The sequence below is a fragment of the Aquicoccus porphyridii genome (assembly GCF_008369105.1).
Taxonomy (GTDB): domain Bacteria; phylum Pseudomonadota; class Alphaproteobacteria; order Rhodobacterales; family Rhodobacteraceae; genus Aquicoccus; species Aquicoccus porphyridii.
In genome coordinates, this window is record NZ_VINQ01000021.1 from 1 (window position 1) to 17,345 (window position 17,345).

A 17,345-nucleotide genomic window follows, 5' to 3' on the forward strand; every position below is an offset into this window, starting at 1 on the left:
CGGCTCAGGAAGTCGACCTTCTCGGCGATGATCTCGCAGCCGTAGCGGTCGTTGCCCATGCTGTCGATCCACTTGCTGTAGTGGATGCGGCCGTGGACGAGGACCTTCATGCCCTTTTCGCAATGCTCGGCGACCGTCTTGCCAAGACCGTTGAAGCAGGTGATGCGGTGCCATTCGGTGTCCATGATCCGGTAGCCGTTCTCGTCGCGCAGGACGCGACCTTCCGAGAGGCGGGGGCGTGAGGTGGCGAGGCTGAAGTTGGTGATGTTGGTGCCGCCTTGGGTGGTGCGGGTTTCGGGTTTTTGACCGATGTTGCCGGCGAGGATGACGATGTTTTGCATGATTAGCTCCTGTGTTTCCTGTCTTCGGGACCGTCCCTTCGACAAGACCCTGAAAAAGCCCGCCGGGTGATGCGTGCACGGTGGACAGCATGGACACCGGAAACCCCCAAAGGACCGGGGGTGGAGCGGGCAGCCCCAAAGGGGCAACACGGCCCGGGCTGACGCGGGGTTGCGCGCGAGAGCCCGAACGGGATTAGGGGATTGTCAGTCGAAGGGATGGACCAGAAGCCAGAGAGGCGCGGGGAGCCCATGCCAGACCCTGTCATCTTGCCATTCGGGACTGCCTGAACTCAAGCCAAGCACCCCACTGGCGGCAAAAATGACGATCACCGGCTCCCGCCACCCCTCGCCTTGCCTGGCAGGAGTTGCAGGGCCATGCTGCGACGGGCTATCGATACCGGAACATTAAGGACACGAGGCATAGCACGGCTGATTACGATCTCGAGGCGTTGTTGCTTCCCGAGCTGAAGAAAATGCAGAAGGACATCGCCAAGGCGATCTCCACCTTTGAGGATCGACAGAAGGCGGAAGCCCGCACCAAGGTAGAAGCTGTGGCCAGAGAAATGGGCTACTCCCTGACGGAACTGGTCGGGACAGATAGCAAGGCCAAGCGCGCTCCAGTCGCACCAAAATACCAGCACCCTGAGAACCCGGCCGTCACCTGGTCTGGTCGCGGGCGTAAACCGCAGTGGTTCGTAGACGCGCTGGCTGCTGGCACAACTGCTGGTGATCTGGAAATTCGCTGAAGGATCACCAACCCTGTGGCTAAAGAGTCCGAGGCGGATCGTTGCCCGACCCATTCATTCGGGCCTGGCGCCAGCGCAGGACAGGAGCGGCCCAATCTGGGCGCTCAGTGTAGCTAGCACCTTCGAGCGACCGTGAGAGAGCGGGCGGAGAGCGGTCCTTCGCTGCATCATAGACGGATGGCAGCTTCAGTGCCGATTGTGCGTTGGCAGATGCCGAGAAGATACCCAGACAAGCGGATTTTCAACGATGAACCGCTCAGTGCAACTAAGCCGCTAAATCGCATAGGTGGCCTGGCCGATTGTGCTGTGGCGTGCTCTGACGGCCGGAGATAGCTTGAATAAAGTCACGCAGTTGGCAGTGCGTCAATCAACGCTCAGGACTGATCGGCCCTATTTATCAATGTCGTCGAACCTCGATCGCGTCGCCGCGGGCACGGGCATTACGCGCGCTTTTTCCTTCTCTTGGGTTACGATGTGAGTCCAGTCCGTATTATTTTCGTCCTCTTCATCCCGCTCGCGCTTGCGCTCTTCGATCGCCTCAACCGAGTGTCTGACCAAGTCGCGAGTTTCGTCGATTAAGTCGGCGGCGTCGGCGTCGACCCCAATAGCCTCCACGCGATCCAGAAGGTCGAGCATTCTTTCGAAATGGCTATCAGGTTCGTCATCGAGATCAGCATCCACCGTAATCTCGTCGATCCGATCTTCAAGGGTTGGCAAGACCGTGGTCCGCAATCCCATACCCATGCTGACCAAACGTAACGGAGACAAAAGCCCGAGCATATCTTCTTCGTCTAAGAAGGAGGCGTCGAGCTCATTTTGCAGCGCCGATTCAAGCCTGTCTGCTGCTCTTAGGCGCAAATCATCGGGCAAGAGTCCCAGGCGATTTGCCCGACCGTAGGTGGCAAGCTCCGGGTCGTTAGCGACTGGATAGGTCTGCCAGGAGGATCGCTTCAACAAATCAGGATACAGCTCAACCACCTTGGAGAAGACCACATCGCTGGCCCGATAGGACAGAAAGTGGAACAGCATCCGATTCCGCTGGATCTCGTCGGGCGTACCGCCGAGGCGGGCGACCAAGGCGTCATCCAGTGCGGTTGGGATAACCAGCGTGTCCCGGATGAGCGGCGATCCCTCGCACGTGAAGCTTCCGAGAATGGTGTCGATCGGTGCGCCTCGGATCAACGCCGCCATCATATGTGGCTTCTGCCGCATGACCTCTGTCAGGGCATCCGAGATCGTCGGATGTGCGAAGGTCCATCTTGGTCCGGAGCGCTTGAGAAACGACCCCTGCAACTCTGCAAAGCTATCTTGAATCTTGGTGATTGAGTAGCCAGTCAGTTCTGCCACCGCATGCGCAGCCAACGCATCGTGGTCGCTCGGATCGAAACCGGCCTGATGGACGTATACCAGAATGAGGGCAGCCTGTAGCTGATAGTCCAAGGCGTTGACGGTATCGACAAGGTGCTCGGTCGGCTCTTCCATGAAGCGGACCAGCGAGGACTCGCGTGGCGCCAGACCCTTAGTGAAGTTCGGATCTCCAAGTCGTTCGGCAATACCTGGAAGAAAATCGTCAACGGCGGCAACAGCCGACAGGTGTGGCTTCACGCTCGACCGCCAGCTCTGACTCTGTTCGCCGAAATTGATGTGGTTGTAGAGGATCTGGGCCTTTTCGTCGAACGTCAGATCGCCCACGTCGACGACGGCGCTTCCGTCTATGAACTGCGCGAGATTGCGCTGGCCGAGCCGCCGCCGCGCCCCCTCATAGATGTGCTTGCGCGACGTCAGCAGGAAGCGATTGCCGTGCTTGATTGCCGCACGCAATTTCGAAAACGCAGAGGCCCAGTCATGGACATAGTCGTCGCGTAGCACATTCGAACCGAACGCATCGTCGATCCAGAAAAACCGCCCCGGGTCGTTCGGATTCCAGCCCGCCTCGAAATCGCGCGGGCTCGTGAGAGCAAGGACTGTGTTATCCGAGTTTTCAGATGCGATAGTGGAAACGATGGCGCCGATCGCCGATTTGCCGCTCGACGGATTGCCGAGCAAGAGCACAATGCCATGATCCGAGATTGCGTTAACGGCGTCGCGATGGGCCTTGGTCGGAACATAAGTTCGCAGCTTTGGAATCCAACTGTCGAGAAGCGCCCGGCTCTGTTCGCTGATCCGCTCATCGACGATCGAAGTCAAATCGCCAAGACCATAGACCTGTGGCACGAGGGCGCGCAGGCGAGCACTGCTCCTGATGACCCGGACGATATACTGGCGGCCAAGGATATGTGGTTTGCGCACGCCGAGCGCACGTAGTCGCGCGCGCATCGCGGCGGCGACAGGCGCGTCGATGCTCATGTTTGTCATGAAGACGTAAGTGTCGGCCAGACCGGCCTTTACCAGCTCCTCGACGTTCTTAATCTCGACCGATAGGTCGCCCGCCCTCAGTGCCTTGCCCGCTTCTGAGGTGTGCTTGCATTGAATAGTGCCAATGGACGGCGCATCCGGTCCCGACGGTATCAGAAATACCGCGTCTTGGCCGCCATCCTGCGCTTCCCGGAAAATCTCGACTGGACGGCCGAGAACCACTTCGCAGACCTGCGAGCAGAGATCCTGGAATGCACGCCAACCGATCGTATGTAGAGCGAGGTCGCTCCAAGGGCCGTGCGCGAGGCGCTCTCGGGCCGACAACACCTCGCTTATGCCGTTGTCTACGTTCACGCGACGCCGACCGTCGCTTGCGCCTGCGGTGGGTCAGGCAGGTCCTCATCGTGGAAAAAGCGCCACATTGCGCGAATAACATTCTTTAACATGTCGCTTTCTCGACCCTGCTCCTTGGCGCGCCGCAATGTCTCATAAACGACTTCAGGGATTTTCTGGGTGTCATTGTTCGGGTCCACGCCAAAGGGTTCGCAGGCAGCAGCAAGGCACGCGGCGTGAATGTCCGGGCTGATATCCTCCTTGAGACGGTGTTCCAGCGCCTTACCGAAATGCGCATAGCAATCGCTGACAAGGTCGTCGGTCGGGGCGGCATTGAACTCTTTGTCTGGTCTTGCGAGCTTGCTCAAGGCAAGGTCGGTTGCGGGCTTGCGCTTGGATTCGGGCAGATGTTGATCGCAATCCCAGAGCAGGAAGGTCGGAATGCCCAACTCCCGGAAAATGACGTAAGGACGATCGAGGTTCGACTTACCCTCGGCTGAAAGGATGGCGATCCCGGCCGCCTCAAAGTTGACGCCGAGCATCCGTGCAGTCGCCATGAGCGCCGCTTTGTCGCTGCGGCCCTCGACCAAGATGACGCCATTCGCAAAGAATCCCTCGGCCAATTCGGCGCCAAGGATATGGAGCCGCGGCATCAAGGTTTGTGCGCTGTACGAGCCGGCGGGTTTATCCCAGCCGCGTTCGAGCTTCTGCGCCACGATACCGAGATCAAGGGCCTGCAAACTGCACTGCTTGAACGCGCTGTCAGTGCAGGCTGAGCGGCGGGTGAGGCGGATCTCGTGGGCTTTGCCCATCGAAATGAACATCGGCGAGTGCGAGCCGAAGATGATCTGGGTATGCCCTTGGGCGCCCGGAAGCGTGCCGCTGCTCAGCCCGCGCAGCACTTCGGCAAAATGCCGCTGCTTAGTCGGATGCTGGTAGAGCTCTGGCTCCTCAATCGCGAGGATCAATGTCGGCGCCTGGTCGGCCCCCGAAGGATCGTCTGGAGCGCTGCCACCGGCATCCTCGGTACCCGCATCTTCAGCTCCCGGGACCGCCGTGCGCGCCAGATGTTGGAGAAGGGTGAATATGAATGCGCGTTGTAGGCCGTGCCCCTGCCTATCGACCGGGCCACCGAAACCGTCGTCCTTGAGAAACACGTCCGCCATCGGCAACGGGACCGGCATCTCTCCGATCTCCCGCCAGTTGAGGTCGACCTCCGCATCTTGGTACAGGCCTCGCAGGTCCGCGGTGAGCGCCCCCGCCAAGGTGCCAAGCTCGGGCATGTTTTCCGCCGATACCAATGCCTGATAGGCCTCCGTCATCTTCGCTTTGAAGGCTTGGACGTCGGGTCGCTGCAAGATTTGGCTACGAACCAGCAACTCGAGCAGCTTGCCGATAACGCTCGTCTTACCATCGGCCGCATCGGCCGATGCCTCGCGCACAGCCGGGACAAACACGAAGCTCGTATGCCTCTGGAGCTTGCCGCGGCTGTTATTCTGAAATCCAAAGAACTGTCCGTCATCGGGCAATAGGACCAGTTGCTCGGGATGGTCCGCCTCCCAATCCAGCAGCGCCTGGTCAACCGCGGCGGCGCTGCCGGCGTTGGGTAGATCCGCGAAGGGCGGATTGTTTTCGCGCAGGGCCTTGTAGGCCGCGCGTTTCTGCGTCGCGGTAGATTGCGATCGGATCGCGACGAAGTCGGAGATTTGAGGAACGACACCGTGATAGCGCCCGCTTGTGGCGCCACCATCGAAGATTCGGGTGACGACCAGCTTGCCGTCGCGAACCCGGTCCTCGAATGATGCCGCCTCTCGATCGCTCAGTTGATGAAAGGTAAGTTCAATCTCGATCGGCTGACCCTGATCGCGCCCGAAGAAATCGTCAGCGTCGCAATCCTTCGACGTCGAGTAAAATTTTTCGATCGCTTTTAGTATCGAAGACTTGCCAGCGCCATTGCCGCCGATGAACGCCGTATGCTCACCGAAGTCGACTTCTACATCTCGAAGCGATCTAAAGTTTTTGATGCGCGCGCGCTCAAGCTGCATTGCTCCTCCGAGTGCCCTCACTTTCGGTTTCAATCCGTTCAAATGCAATAGCATTTACAACCTTCCGGCCCGGCAGTTCGCAAGCTGGCATGACCGATGCAGGCGCATTCGCCGCTGCTCACTCGGACCTGATAGAGCATCAGCATTGGAGTTTGGTACAGAATCACCGCAGCGACGACAGGGGCGGCGCGAAGCGGACGCTGCCTGCGATATTGCCGATCGGCAGCTATGGGCCGAACACGTCGATCATCCTGACGTTGTGGCGGTCGCGCTGTGACTGGCGCCTCTGCGGCTTCAGGTCGTTTGGCGCTGTACCATCGATCGTCCGCAGTTCCTCACCGGCGCGACGACGCAGCAGGAGGCGCGTCTGCGCCTCCGCGTGAGCCTGCTGAGGTAACTGTGGGCCTAAGCCCACGGGTCAATCTCAACCAGCACCTGAACCTCGTCGCCGTCGATTTCATCGGCGGGGACGGCGCCGAAGGTTCCATCCCCTGCCTGGAAGACGACGATCGAGACCATGAGCGTGGCGGCGAGGGAGGCGGCGAAGGCTTGTGCATCTTTGCGGGACATCTGTTTGGCTCCTGTCTTGGAGGCGGGGGACCATCCCCCGCGCGACACGACCTCGAAGGCCCGAATACTGGCTGACATCACCGGGTGCGTTCGGCTCGTCCGAATCCGCCCGGCGGCACGGGCCTGCCCGTAGTCCGACCCCTCGCGGGTTGATCTCGAAGACAGGATTCGGGGCAAGGAAGGGAATGGCGAGCGAGGGATAGTGCCCTGACGACTGGAGCCGGTTGTCCCGCTGATGCTTCTAACACCGCCAGCCTCCCGGGCAGGCTCTTGGTTGAAGACGTCCTTCGTTGGGGATGGTTCCTTTGGCGCCCCGCGACTTCGCGGGACGGGGTTGTGATGGATGAGAGGCCCGCGCTTGGGCGGGCTCCTCGGTTTCAGTTGGGCTCAGGCGGCCAGGTCCGCGCCCCCTGCCCTTTCGCCCTGTTCATCGCCGACGATTTCAAGCCGCGCGTTGCGGTATCCTTCCTTGGCGATCCAAAGCTCGGCCGCAGTGACGGACTCCGCCAGATGCAGCAGCTCCGTGTTGCCGCCGAAGTCGAGAAGCACGCGCACCTGCCCGGGCTTCGGTTCTTCGGCCACCTCGAAGACGAGGGCGCTGTCAGCAGAATGGCTACGCATGATGGTGACGAGGATCACCCCGTCCGAGGAGAAGTTGCCCTCATGCAGCGTGAACGACGCGGGAGCTGTCCAGGTCGGGTAAGGCCGGGGTGGTTCCTTTTTCACAAGGCGGCCGACACCGTTCGAACGCTCCCAGGCCGCCAGCTTCTTGGTGAAGCGTGCCGGTGGCTTGGGACTGCCGTCGGTGTAGCGAATGAGCGCCCCGAGGGGGGCAGTGTCGATGATGATTGTTGCAGACATGATTCCTCATTCCGAATGCGAGTAATCGCACTCATCTTATTGATATTGTTACGTTATAGGGTGATTGGGGGCGGAATCTCCGCCCCCCGCTGGATCACGTTATTCCGCGGCCAGCATCGACGCGCCTTCAGCAGGCAGGTCATCCGTCAGGAATGCAGGAAGGTCAGCCTCACTGACGCTGTCGGCCACTTCGGCATCGACATCCGCCCGCTGCCCTTCGGCATGGCCCTCACCGTCCAGTGCCATAAGATCGTTCCGGCGCAGGACCTCGGGCAACCAGCCGCTGCCCTTCAGCAAGCGCTCGGCCTCACTGGCCATCTCGCCCTTTTTCAGGTGATCGAGAAGCTGGGCAGTCCCCTCCCCTTTCGCCTCCCGCACGGCCTCGAGGATGCGGGCCTTGGGCACGCGGTTGAGATAGGTGTCGACCGTCGGCTCCCATCCAGCCTCGACCATATCGAGACCTGTGGCGCGCGCCACGAGATCGGAATGCGCCATCCGCCGGGTCAGACCGCCTGCAGAGATGCCTGCCCCGTAAGGGTTCACCTTCTCATGCAGCGCGTTGACGCCGAAGCTGAGGCAATGCGCCAGCAGAGCCAGACGGCTGCCCTGGTCGAGGACCGTCAGATAGTCCCAGAGTGCTGCATCATCGCCAAGCGGCAGATCGGCTTCCCATTCGGCGTGACGCTCGTCGACCCGCTTGGCCACCACGCTGTCCTTGAGATCGGGCGCCTGCGCCGACATGTAGACCTGACGCACCGAAGCCTCGAGGCAGCTGCCCGAAGCAGAGGAGGTGCGGAAGGTGTCCGTCACAAGCTTCAGCAACAGCAACGTCAGCGCGACATCCGGCGAGCGCCCGATCGCTTCACGCAGCGCCAGCGTCCGGTGGGCCGTCAACTCCATCACCAACCGCTCGGGCAGGGGCTTCAGCGCCCCGTCATCCTCATCCTCCGGCAGGTCAGCTCCGATCGGCTGGCCACCCGACATAATGACGGTTCCGCCATGAGCGGCACTGCCATGGCCATCGGTGAGATCACGATCAGCCCCCTGCCCCGCCACCGCAGGATCAGCACCATCCTGGACCGCTGCCTCCTCAACAGGCTCATCCTCTGACCGCACATAGCCGCGATAGACGGCCAGCGCGCCGTAGCGGTCGAGCGTGACGAACGCCCCTGCCCGCCCGATCTCCTCCGCGTCGAAGATCAACGGCCGGGTCTCGATCCTTTCCATCTCCGCTTCCAATACGCCAAGCCGCGTGTCGACCTTGTCGGGGATCTCATCCTGACCCGCGTATTCCTCTTCCAGCGCCCGATACTCGGCGAGCAGCTTGGCATGGGCCGCACCTTCCTCATCCGTCATCGGTGCCGGATCGCCGGATAGGGACCGCAGCCTGTAGCTGTAGCCGTAGGGCAGGTCAAGCGCGACTTCGATCCACTTCCAGCCCTCAACCGCAACCGTCTCAGCCTCGGCCTGGAGTTTTTCCGTCACCAGCCGATCGAGCAGGGCAGGGTCCTCGAGCCAGCCATCGTCATCGCCCTGAAAGAGGTCATGCAGCATCGTGCCGCCCGCCTCTTCGTAGGCCTCAACACCCACAAAGACCGCGCGCCGGTCGGACGCTCGGACCGAGGTCTCGGTCAGCATGCGCCGGATCTGGAATGGCTCCTTGTTCCAGGATGAATGGATCACATCCCAGACCTGAACCTGACGCGCGTGATCGGGGTTCACGGTGAAGGCCATGAGCTGCTCCAGCGTCATGCCATCCTCGGCATAGACCTCAAGCAGGGCAGGGGCGACGGAAGCGAGTTTCAGGCGCTACTTCACGATCTGTGGCGTCACGAAGAAGGCGGCAGCAATCTCTGCATCGCTCTGGCCCTTATCCCGCAGCGCCACAAACGCGCGGAACTGGTCGAGCGGGTGCAGGGCGACGCGATGCATGTTTTCTGCAAGGGAATCATCCTCGGCCAGGATGTCGGACGCAGCATCGCGCACGATGCAGGGAATGGGCGTGGTCTTTGCCAAACACTTATGCTTCACCAGCAGGGACAATGCTTGGAACCGACGGCCACCGGCCGGGATCTCGACTTGCCGGTCTCGGTGCCATCGTCAGCCAACACGGGCCGCACGCTCAGGCTCTGCAAGAGGCCGCGGCGGGCGCTGTCTTCGGCCAGTTCCTCGACGGACACGCCAGCCTTGATGCGCCGCACATTGGACTGGCTCAGCACCAGCTTGTCGAAAGGGATATCCCGTGAAGGGGACATGGTGATTTTCTGGACAGCTTTGGTCATCAGATCTTCTCCACGACGGGCGCCGGAAGCCACTCTCCCGATCTCACTTCCCGTCACCCTCAAACCAACACTCCTTTCCCTCTCGCTACCCTTTGTTCCCGCGCCGGTGGAGATAGTTCACAGCTGTGAACTTTGGCAAATGAACGGTCGAGGCGATAGGAGTTCACAGCTGTGAACATCACGCCGCGCTCCGTCGTCCGATTAGCGCCATGACCATCGGCCCGCAGGAAAACTCGCCCGCCGCGGCCTTGGACGTCAGCGCCCGCAAGTATCCACCCGGTGATCTGATGTCAGAGAAACGTTCCAACATGGCCACGACGACGATCGAGGCTTGCTCTGGTCCCATGCAGCGTTGCGCTTCTTCCCAAGCGGAAGCACTGATCCCCATAGCCGGCCTTACATGACAAGCCGCGTCGAAAAGTTGGTGCCAGTGTCGAATGTCGCCCTGATAGAAAGTCTTGAGCGAGGGACAGCCGGCGATTACCAGGTGGAGTGGGATTTTCGGCACCCGCCTCGTGTCAGGCTCTTCAAGGTCAGCCACGGGCTCACCCCTATCATCATCAGGCGCGCCGCCCGCCGCCCCGCCTTCTTCTAAGGCAGGTTCAAGATCTATAGATTCTTTGTTTGAATTATGATGGTGACGCTCAAAATGGGCATCATTGGTGTTCATTTTTTCTGTTTCAGGGCCATCAATGACATTGCGCGCCTGGTCAAGAAGGGTCTTCAGTTCAGTCCGAAATGCCGACAGATCCTCAAGCGAAAGCTTGCGGCGAAGAGCGCGGGCTGTGAGGGCGGCCGTGTCGCGGAGCTGGTCCCATAGGCCAAGCCCGGGCTGGATCTCCTCGCCGAATTCCGCCAGAGCGGCCAGGTCGCGGCGCATGAGGCTCACCACCTCCCTCAGTCGCCGCACGCGGTCCTCGGCCTCACGCACAGCCTCTGCGGCCCGTGCAATCTCCTCTGCCCGGCAATGCAGCGGTGAGAGGTCAAAGCCGAAGGCCACGCGATCTTCGCCACGCTTGCGCACATACCGCTTCCCATTGGGGCTGTCGCGCCGCTTTAGCAAGCCTGCCTCTACCAACCGGGCGAGGTGACGGCGCATCGTCGAGCAAGGCATGCCGTTCAGCCGCTCGCAGATCGCCTTGTTGGATGGGAAGACGACCATTTCGGTGTTCCCGCCAAGCGCATCGTCCGGAAAGAAGCTGAGAAGTCCCTGAAGAACGGTCAGATCGCGCTCGGAAACCCCAAAGGCTGCCTGCGCCTTGGACAGCTCGCGGAGGAGTTCCCACTTGTTGACGGGCTTGCCTGGAACAGACGCCTCAGGACGCTCGACCACGCGCAGATGGGCGTACGAGATCGGCCGCATAAACGGCGAAATCGGTGTGTAATCCATGATGTCATTCACGAAGGCATAGAAAAGCTGTTCCGCGAATCACATATGACTTGCGGTTTGCGCGCTGGCCCACTACCTTGAAAGTGCTAAGATCAAAGTTGGGGTCTCGTGGAGCGCAAGCTTTGCGGGACCTTTTCTTTAGCCTGTACCGTGCCTCCTTTTTGTTGCTGCTCTGCCTCTCTTCATGTCTCGCGTTTCCAGCGATCGTGAAGCTCTTCGAGGACGTCCTGCGCGCGGGCATCAAGCCACTCCGCAAAGGCATCATCCACATCCGTCAGGTCCAGGCGAAGCGCCCGGCCAGATCTCTTGATCGCGCCCACTGGCGTGCCATCAATGACAAGGGCAGTGGTCTTCGATCTCGGCTTCTTGCCGAGCGTCGGACTCACACTCTTTTTTATGTGCCGTGCAACGGCTTCAAAAGCCGCCACCGAAGGATCAACCTTAGGATCCTCGTCGGCCTGTTCGCTCACGGCGGTCTTGGCACGAACATCAAGAGCAACCCGGGAAAGTTCGTCGATATCGATCCGGCTGTCGGAAAGCTCTTTCGCTAGTGCTTCCCATCTGGGACGGCCGACGCCGTGAGCCGGTCCGATTGCGTGGGCCAAGGCAGTTCCGATCGCCTTGGCAACAGAGACCGACATCGATACCGCCGAGCGGGTCACGTTCAGCACCTCGGCAATCTGTGCCTGAGAGCCAAAGCCACTATCGAGCAGTTCTTGAGCGAAGAGGGCACGCTCGATGTAGCTCAGGTCACGTCTACCAGTGTTTTCTGAGACTTGAGCGCGCAGTGCGGCGGTATCGTCCAGGTTAGCTATGAGGGCGCGAACCTTGCTCACTTTGTCGGAGGCACGAATGGCCTCAAGACGGCGGCGTCCATAGACGAGGAGATACCGATTGGGGTCGGTCGGATGGCGCCGAACAAGGATGGGCACAGTTTGCCCGTTTTGTTCAATCGACGCGCGAAGATCGTGCACATCCTTTGGATCGAGGCGGTCCGAGTATCGCTCGTCTTGGATCTCGACCGGATCGAGCTCCCAGACATGGTGAGCATCGACAGCATCACGCGCCGACCGCAGGGCCCGATTGCTTGACATCATGCTACCGGGGGCAGGGGACGTCCCCGCCGCAGCCAGACTATCGAGCATGGACATGCGCTTTTTCTTGCTGTCGGTCATCAGCGCCCCCAAGTCTTCTGAATGAGCTGTGTAATCTCGTCGTTGACCGCATTCAGGCTTTCAATGGCTCGGTCATAGGTCGTCCGAGTGAAGGCGCTGCGTTCGACCTCGTAAAGGGTCTGCTTGGTCAAACCGGCATCCGAGATGGCCGTCGACTTGAGCATCGGCGCGTTCAAGACCTTGTCGCCATACATCGTCCGCAGGAAGGCAACGATACGGTTCTGCGGTGCGTCTGTCGGCTCATACCGGGTCAAGAGATACCGCATCCAGTCATGCGACATGTCTGCCCCACTGTCGGCAATGACGTCCATCAGGTCGGCCGTCATTCTGAGAAACTGGCTCATCGACATCACGTCGAGCATCTCGGGATGGATCGTCACGAGAACGCCTGTCGCGGCCGACAGCGCGGACATGGTCAAAAATCCGAGCTGCGGAGGACAGTCGATGACGACGACGTCATATTGCTCATCGACCTGCGCCAGCGCCTCCTTCACACGGAAGAAGAACAAACCCGCGTTGCCGCGAGAAAGTGCCCGTGGCGTCTCGTGCTCGAACTCCATCAGTTCGAGATTCCCAGGAATCAGGTCGAGGTTCGGGATGTATGTCTTGCGGATCACCTCGGCGATCGGAACCGGGTCTTCATAACGAATCGCATCGTAGAGCGTACCGCCGTCCAGAAGGTCGAATTCCGGCTGAACCCCATGCAAGGCCGTAAGTGAAGCCTGCGGATCAAGGTCGATCGCCAGGACACGGTAACCCTTGAGGGCCAACCGTTGAGCAAGATGCGCCGAGGAGGTCGTCTTTCCGGACCCACCCTTGAAGTTCATCACGCCGATGATCTGCAGATGGTCACCGGCGCGACGACCGGGCAGGTAGTCTCCTGGCTTTCGAGCCGTTTTCTCCAACAAAACCCGCAATTTATGGATATCTTCAGCCGAATAATGCCGCCGGTTCCCCGATGAAACTTCTGGCGACGGGCCCTTGCCATCAAGGTGGAGCTTTCTGAGGTATGAGTCGTTGACGCCCAGCAGAGCAGCAGCTTCCCCAGAGGTGAATTTGCGCATAGACTTGGATGCGTCGGGCGGGAACAGGCTCTCACGCTGCGAATGCAGCTGCGCCGCCAGCAACTCGGAGTGCTGACGGATCACGGCGTTCAGGTCTTCCTGTGTATCGGCTCTGCTCATCTGCCCTCGCGCGACCCCTTTTTCTTACTGGGGCGTGTTCACGGATTATGGCGTTTAGTCGCCCTTTTCCGTGACTATTGCCGGAGGAGTCAGATTCGTGCAAGCTCTTTCTAAATGTGGTGTCAGCCGCTGCGTGATGCACAAGAGTGGCTCGGGTTCGTGGGCAGGCTTGTCTTAGGAACCTTTTGGATATACATTACAAGACGTATATCCGCATGGGAGGTCAAGATGCAGGTCGCAAAATGGGGTAACTCGCTGGCCGTCCGTTTGCCCGCAGAGCTCGTCCGAGAGCTTGGTCTCAAGGAGGGTGATCAGATCGACCTGGTCAAGGACGACGGACGGGTCAGAGTCCGTCGCCTTGCTCGTGCAGATGAGGTGCTGACCGGCCTGCGCCGCTTCCGGGGCAAGTTGTCCGCAGCAGAACGTCTGAGCCGCGACGACGCGCATGAGCGCTGAGTTTGCGGACACGAATGTCGTTCTTTACCTGCTCGACGACGGTCCGAAGGCCGATCGCGCCGAGGTCATCCTGGGGCAGGGGCCCCGGATCAGCGTTCAGGTTCTAAACGAGTCACTGGTGAACTGCCGCCGCAAAGCTGGCCTCAGTTGGGAGGAAGCAGCGGCCTTTCTCGAAGGCGTGCGCGCCTTGTGTCCCGTCGAGGATCTCACCGTGCAGACCCATGATGTCGGCCGCGCTTTGGCGGAACGCTACGGCTTCTCGATCTACGACGCGATGATCGTGGCCAGCGCTTTGGTTGCGGGGTGTACCACGCTGTGGAGCGAGGACATGCAAGATGGCCTGCTGGTGGAAGGCCAGCTTCGCATCGTCAACCCCTTTGCATGAGCGGACGGCTTCTGAGTCTGGTGCTGGCCTTAGCCTTGTAATCCTTCCACGTCGTGCATGATTTGCGGGGTTTCTGTGCTACTCAAGCAGCCCCAACCTCTCAGCCCGCTCCAGTAGCATCTTAACCGAAGAAGGCTGCCATCTCGTTCGGCCACGTGGTGTGCGTTCGCGCATAGATTCCAGCCGTTCACAGATCGCTTGAAGCGTGATGTCGGGATCCGCGCCCTTGATGCCAGCAATAATGGCGGGCAGGCGATCGTCCGTTTCGCGGCGCCCGGCGCGGGCCAGCACCTCGGTAGGCAGGAAGCCGTCGCGAACGTAGGCCTTCACAGCGCGTAGCAGGCGGCTTTGGGTCCAGCAACGCGCCTCGGGCAAGGGGCCGTTGATGATGCGCACCACGTCTTCCCAAGCCAAGTCGGGGCGCAACCGACGGACATGGGGCACCCAGTCTTGTGCCGTCTCGTTCAGGCGCTCCATGTAGCCGTCCTGTCTTGCCAGCCGCACCTTACGCAGCGCGGCGGGATCCTTGGCGCTTAGCCCAGGATTGCCACCAACGCGACCTTTGGCGCGCGCAGAGGCAAGACCCGCCTTGGTACGCTCGCGGATCAGAGCGCGTTCAAACTCCGCCGCGGCACCGAGGACCTGCAAGGTGAACTTGCCCTGAGGCGAGGTAGTATCGATCGGGTCCTGCAGGGACCGAAAGAAGGCTCCCTTTGCCTCCAGATGCTCGATCACCTCCAGCAAATGCGACAGAGACCGCGCAAGCCGGTCGATCCGCACAACGACCAGCGTATCGCCGCTCTTGACCCGCTCAAGTACACGAGCAAGCACCGGACGCGCGCGATTGCCGCCTGAAGCGTGCTCTTCATGGATTTCGACGCATCCCGCAGATTGCAGGGACTCTGACTGGGGCAGGGGGGTCTGATCGTCTGTAGAGACGCGCGCATAGCCAATCAGGGGCATGAAAACGGGCCGTTTGCAATTTCATATACCGTTACTGAACGACTACCGGCTGGCGCCGGTAGGATCAGCGATGTGCTGTTCCAGGTACTGAAGTACGATGTCTTCCGTGATGGCACCGTTGGTGGTTGAAAAGTACCCTCGGCCCCAAAACCGGCAACCCCAGTAGCGCTTTCGGATGGCTGGAAACTCCCGTTGCACCTTGTGGGACGAACGGCCCTTCATCTTGCGCACCAGATCCGAGATGGCGAGCTTCGGCGGCACCGAGACGAACATGTGGACGTGATCGCTCGACAGCACCCCGCGCAAGATGTCGACTTCGTTCTCGCGGCACACCTGCCGGCAGATGTCGCGCACTCGCAGTCGTAATGCCCCGGTCAGCACCTTGTAACGGTATTTGGTCGACCAGACGATGTGGTAGCGGTGATAGAAAACGCAGTGTTTGCCGGTGTCATATTGCATGATCGTACCCTCAGAAAAATGAGCCTTCGACCCGGCTGCGGCTCATTTTTCTGAGGGTACGATCATAACGCGATTCTTTCACGCTGAAGCGGGTCCGACTGGAAGTCGGAGGGTTTGCTCCACGGCGTGGATACTAAACGACCGATTGTAAACGAGTGCAAGTAGGTGCTCGCTCGTCGTGCTCGTCCAAAAACCCTCGGTTTCCTTGTGCTGAGGGCGATCTGAGAGGTTTCACCGGCAATCGCGCGCGCATACTATATAAAGAGCAAAAGCAACCGCCACAAAATCACTTGGGTAATGTGCAAAAGCACAGTATTTTGCACATATGAAACCTCAAGCATCCGCTTTGACTGATGATTTCGATGACCCCCTCATCACCATCGAGGAGGATGAAGAGACTCACGAAGAGGATCTCTGGTTGTCGCGTTTAGTTCCTGATTTCAATTGAAGCAGTAAGCTGAAACTGAAGCGCTGGAATTTCATCTTAGCGCTTCACCAACGCGTCAAGATTCCTGAGCTTCACAGCCCTGCGGCTTTGGTCAGGTTCACCCTGAACCTGTCGCGCCTGCGCTGGTAGCGCCGGGTCATCTCGGCCGACGCATGTCCGAGTTGCTTTTGAACATAACGCTCATCAACCTCTGCCGACGAGGCGAGCCCGGCGCGCAAGGAATGGCCAGAGAACATTGCCAGCCGTTTGGCTTCCGGCAAATCGGATCTGACGCCGCTCTTCAGAACGGTTGCTTTGATCAGCCGTGCGACGTGCTTGTCGGAAAGGCGGGCCTCGAGCGCACGTTTGCCATCCCGCGATGTTCGCACGAAGACCGGCCCGAAGTCGATCTTTGCAAAATACAGCCATTGCTCAAGTGCGTGGACAGGACAGGTCTGGTCGCTTGAGCCGCGCCCGACCTCGACCTCGCGCCACCCGGTCTTGGCGTTCAGCGTCAGCAGAGCGCCATCTTCGAAAATCTCGATCCAACCGCCGGAGTCCGGTGTATCATCCTTGTGCACGTCAAGGCTCACGATCTCGGAGCGACGGAGACCTCCAGCATAGCCCAGAAGTAAGGTCGCCCGGTCTCGAAGCCCGCGGAGATCATAGGGAAGGGTGCCCACCATGGCCTGGATGTCATCGGGCAGGATCGCTTCCTTCTGAACCGGCGGACGCGCGTGTCTGCGCCTAATCCCGGCCAGAACGGTGGCGACATGGCGGTCCTTGCGATCAAGAGTGAACCCGCGCTGCCTGTAGTTCCAAGCGAGGCCGGAGAGGCGCCGCTCAATGGTGGAGACCGAGAGAGCAGGGGCCTTACCAGTCGCGGCGGCCAGGTCCGCCACATAGAGCCCGACCATCTCGGGCGAGGGGGGCAGGGGATCCGTCCCTTTCAACCGGCACCAACGGGTGAAGTGTTTCCAGTCGGCCGAGTAGGCCTTATTGGTGTTCTCAGCTGTTGAGGCCTCGGCGTAGTCGCGCGCGGTGTCGATCAGCCGGTCGAGCGCGCCGGAGCCGGCCACATGAGCGGGCAGAGCGATTGAGGCTCGGTCCCGAGAGGTTCTCTCGTCGTGTTCGTCACTGTTCAGCGAGTCATAGGACGCTGAGCTCGAAATCTCTGCGTCAGACGCGTCGGAATCCTCGATTCTGGTGCCGTTATTCGTGAGACTGCTCATGTCGTTCTTGTTCCATTGGTGGACACTAACGTATTGATATCATTATGTTCATGTTCTTGTTTCATTCCCGGATTATAGTTTCATTATCGGACATAAGACACTTATTTTCCGGGTTTGGCCATGGTCGATCGATCAGACATC

At 60.1% G+C, this 17,345-nt stretch carries 15 protein-coding genes and 1 pseudogene; 4 read left to right on the forward strand and 12 right to left on the reverse strand.

Features of this window, described 5'->3' with window-relative positions:
* On the reverse strand, positions 1 to 341 hold a 341-nt coding region (locus tag FLO80_RS18955), incomplete at its 3' end, for a single-stranded DNA-binding protein (RefSeq protein ID WP_149187086.1).
* A gap of 473 nt (positions 342 to 814) precedes the next feature.
* Here FLO80_RS18955 and FLO80_RS18960 point away from each other — a divergent pair.
* A complete protein-coding gene (locus FLO80_RS18960; protein ID WP_111369050.1) occupies positions 815 to 1,087 on the forward strand; it encodes an H-NS histone family protein in 273 nt (90 codons plus the stop codon).
* Between the two features lie 390 nt (positions 1,088 to 1,477).
* Here the strand turns inward: FLO80_RS18960 and FLO80_RS18965 are convergent, their stop codons facing one another.
* From FLO80_RS18965 to repA, 8 genes and pseudogenes are all read right to left on the reverse strand, one after another.
* Positions 1,478 to 3,796 (reverse strand): nSTAND3 domain-containing NTPase, encoded by a 2,319-nt coding sequence (locus tag FLO80_RS18965; RefSeq protein WP_223145509.1) that lies wholly within the window; start codon positions 3,794 to 3,796, stop codon positions 1,478 to 1,480.
* Positions 3,793 to 5,820, reverse strand: a complete 2,028-nt coding sequence (locus FLO80_RS18970) for an ATP-dependent nuclease (protein ID WP_111368977.1) — start codon at positions 5,818 to 5,820, stop codon at positions 3,793 to 3,795. The genes FLO80_RS18965 and FLO80_RS18970 overlap by 4 nt, the downstream gene beginning before the upstream one ends.
* A 405-nt stretch (positions 5,821 to 6,225) precedes the next feature.
* Entirely contained in the window at positions 6,226 to 6,390 is a 165-nt protein-coding gene (locus FLO80_RS22935) for a hypothetical protein (RefSeq protein ID WP_188078347.1), read from the reverse strand.
* Between the two features lie 387 nt (positions 6,391 to 6,777).
* A complete protein-coding gene (locus FLO80_RS18980; RefSeq protein WP_111368981.1) occupies positions 6,778 to 7,251 on the reverse strand; it encodes a UCP036055 family protein in 474 nt (157 codons plus the stop codon).
* A 99-nt stretch (positions 7,252 to 7,350) separates the two neighbouring features.
* A pseudogene (locus FLO80_RS18985) lies at positions 7,351 to 9,533 on the reverse strand (ParB/RepB/Spo0J family partition protein).
* Positions 9,534 to 9,711: 178 nt separating this feature from the next.
* Complete coding sequence (repC, locus tag FLO80_RS18990) at positions 9,712 to 10,923, reverse strand: plasmid replication protein RepC (RefSeq protein WP_111368982.1); 1,212 nt, start codon at positions 10,921 to 10,923, stop codon at positions 9,712 to 9,714.
* A 182-nt stretch (positions 10,924 to 11,105) separates the two neighbouring features.
* Positions 11,106 to 12,098 (reverse strand): plasmid partitioning protein RepB, encoded by a 993-nt coding sequence (gene repB / locus FLO80_RS18995; RefSeq protein ID WP_047998271.1) that lies wholly within the window; start codon positions 12,096 to 12,098, stop codon positions 11,106 to 11,108.
* A complete protein-coding gene (gene repA, locus FLO80_RS19000; protein ID WP_047998272.1) occupies positions 12,098 to 13,282 on the reverse strand; it encodes a plasmid partitioning protein RepA in 1,185 nt (394 codons plus the stop codon). Before repA ends, repB begins: the two co-directional genes overlap by 1 nt.
* Positions 13,283 to 13,510: 228 nt before the next feature.
* Here repA and FLO80_RS19005 point away from each other — a divergent pair, with 228 nt between their 5' ends.
* Both FLO80_RS19005 and FLO80_RS19010 read left to right on the forward strand, forming a co-directional pair.
* Complete coding sequence (locus FLO80_RS19005; RefSeq protein ID WP_009503866.1) at positions 13,511 to 13,738, forward strand: AbrB/MazE/SpoVT family DNA-binding domain-containing protein; 228 nt, start codon at positions 13,511 to 13,513, stop codon at positions 13,736 to 13,738.
* Positions 13,728 to 14,123, forward strand: a complete 396-nt coding sequence (locus FLO80_RS19010; protein WP_047998273.1) for a PIN domain-containing protein — start codon at positions 13,728 to 13,730, stop codon at positions 14,121 to 14,123. The genes FLO80_RS19005 and FLO80_RS19010 overlap by 11 nt, the downstream gene beginning before the upstream one ends.
* Before the next feature lie 78 nt (positions 14,124 to 14,201).
* Here the strand turns inward: FLO80_RS19010 and FLO80_RS19015 are convergent, their stop codons facing one another.
* Both FLO80_RS19015 and tnpA read right to left on the reverse strand, forming a co-directional pair.
* Complete coding sequence (locus FLO80_RS19015) at positions 14,202 to 15,086, reverse strand: recombinase family protein (protein ID WP_111368984.1); 885 nt, start codon at positions 15,084 to 15,086, stop codon at positions 14,202 to 14,204.
* Between the two features lie 42 nt (positions 15,087 to 15,128).
* Complete coding sequence (tnpA, locus tag FLO80_RS19020) at positions 15,129 to 15,545, reverse strand: IS200/IS605 family transposase (RefSeq protein WP_085825361.1); 417 nt, start codon at positions 15,543 to 15,545, stop codon at positions 15,129 to 15,131.
* 325 nt (positions 15,546 to 15,870) lie between these two features.
* Between tnpA and FLO80_RS23395 the strand changes: the two genes are divergently transcribed.
* Complete coding sequence (locus FLO80_RS23395) at positions 15,871 to 15,993, forward strand: hypothetical protein (RefSeq protein WP_281287038.1); 123 nt, start codon at positions 15,871 to 15,873, stop codon at positions 15,991 to 15,993.
* Between the two features lie 71 nt (positions 15,994 to 16,064).
* Here the strand turns inward: FLO80_RS23395 and FLO80_RS19025 are convergent, their stop codons facing one another.
* The gene (locus FLO80_RS19025) at positions 16,065 to 17,204 is read right to left on the reverse strand and encodes a tyrosine-type recombinase/integrase (protein ID WP_043939875.1); all 1,140 of its coding nucleotides are present in this window, start codon (positions 17,202 to 17,204) and stop codon (positions 16,065 to 16,067) included.
* Positions 17,205 to 17,345: the final 141 nt, after the last annotated feature.

Coding starts and splice junctions, on each gene's coding strand:
- FLO80_RS18960 (WP_111369050.1), top strand. CDS start 815: ATGCAGAAGGACATCGCCAAGGCGATCTCCACCTTTGAGGATCGACAG.
- FLO80_RS18970 (WP_111368977.1), bottom strand. CDS start 5,820: ATGCAGCTTGAGCGCGCGCGCATCAAAAACTTTAGATCGCTTCGAGAT.
- FLO80_RS22935 (WP_188078347.1), bottom strand. CDS start 6,390: ATGTCCCGCAAAGATGCACAAGCCTTCGCCGCCTCCCTCGCCGCCACG.
- FLO80_RS18980 (WP_111368981.1), bottom strand. CDS start 7,251: ATGTCTGCAACAATCATCATCGACACTGCCCCCCTCGGGGCGCTCATT.
- repC (WP_111368982.1), bottom strand. CDS start 10,923: ATGGATTACACACCGATTTCGCCGTTTATGCGGCCGATCTCGTACGCC.
- repB (WP_047998271.1), bottom strand. CDS start 12,098: ATGACCGACAGCAAGAAAAAGCGCATGTCCATGCTCGATAGTCTGGCT.
- repA (WP_047998272.1), bottom strand. CDS start 13,282: ATGAGCAGAGCCGATACACAGGAAGACCTGAACGCCGTGATCCGTCAG.
- FLO80_RS19005 (WP_009503866.1), top strand. CDS start 13,511: ATGCAGGTCGCAAAATGGGGTAACTCGCTGGCCGTCCGTTTGCCCGCA.
- FLO80_RS19010 (WP_047998273.1), top strand. CDS start 13,728: ATGAGCGCTGAGTTTGCGGACACGAATGTCGTTCTTTACCTGCTCGAC.
- FLO80_RS19015 (WP_111368984.1), bottom strand. CDS start 15,086: ATGCCCCTGATTGGCTATGCGCGCGTCTCTACAGACGATCAGACCCCC.
- tnpA (WP_085825361.1), bottom strand. CDS start 15,545: ATGCAATATGACACCGGCAAACACTGCGTTTTCTATCACCGCTACCAC.
- FLO80_RS23395 (WP_281287038.1), top strand. CDS start 15,871: ATGAAACCTCAAGCATCCGCTTTGACTGATGATTTCGATGACCCCCTC.
- FLO80_RS19025 (WP_043939875.1), bottom strand. CDS start 17,204: ATGAGCAGTCTCACGAATAACGGCACCAGAATCGAGGATTCCGACGCG.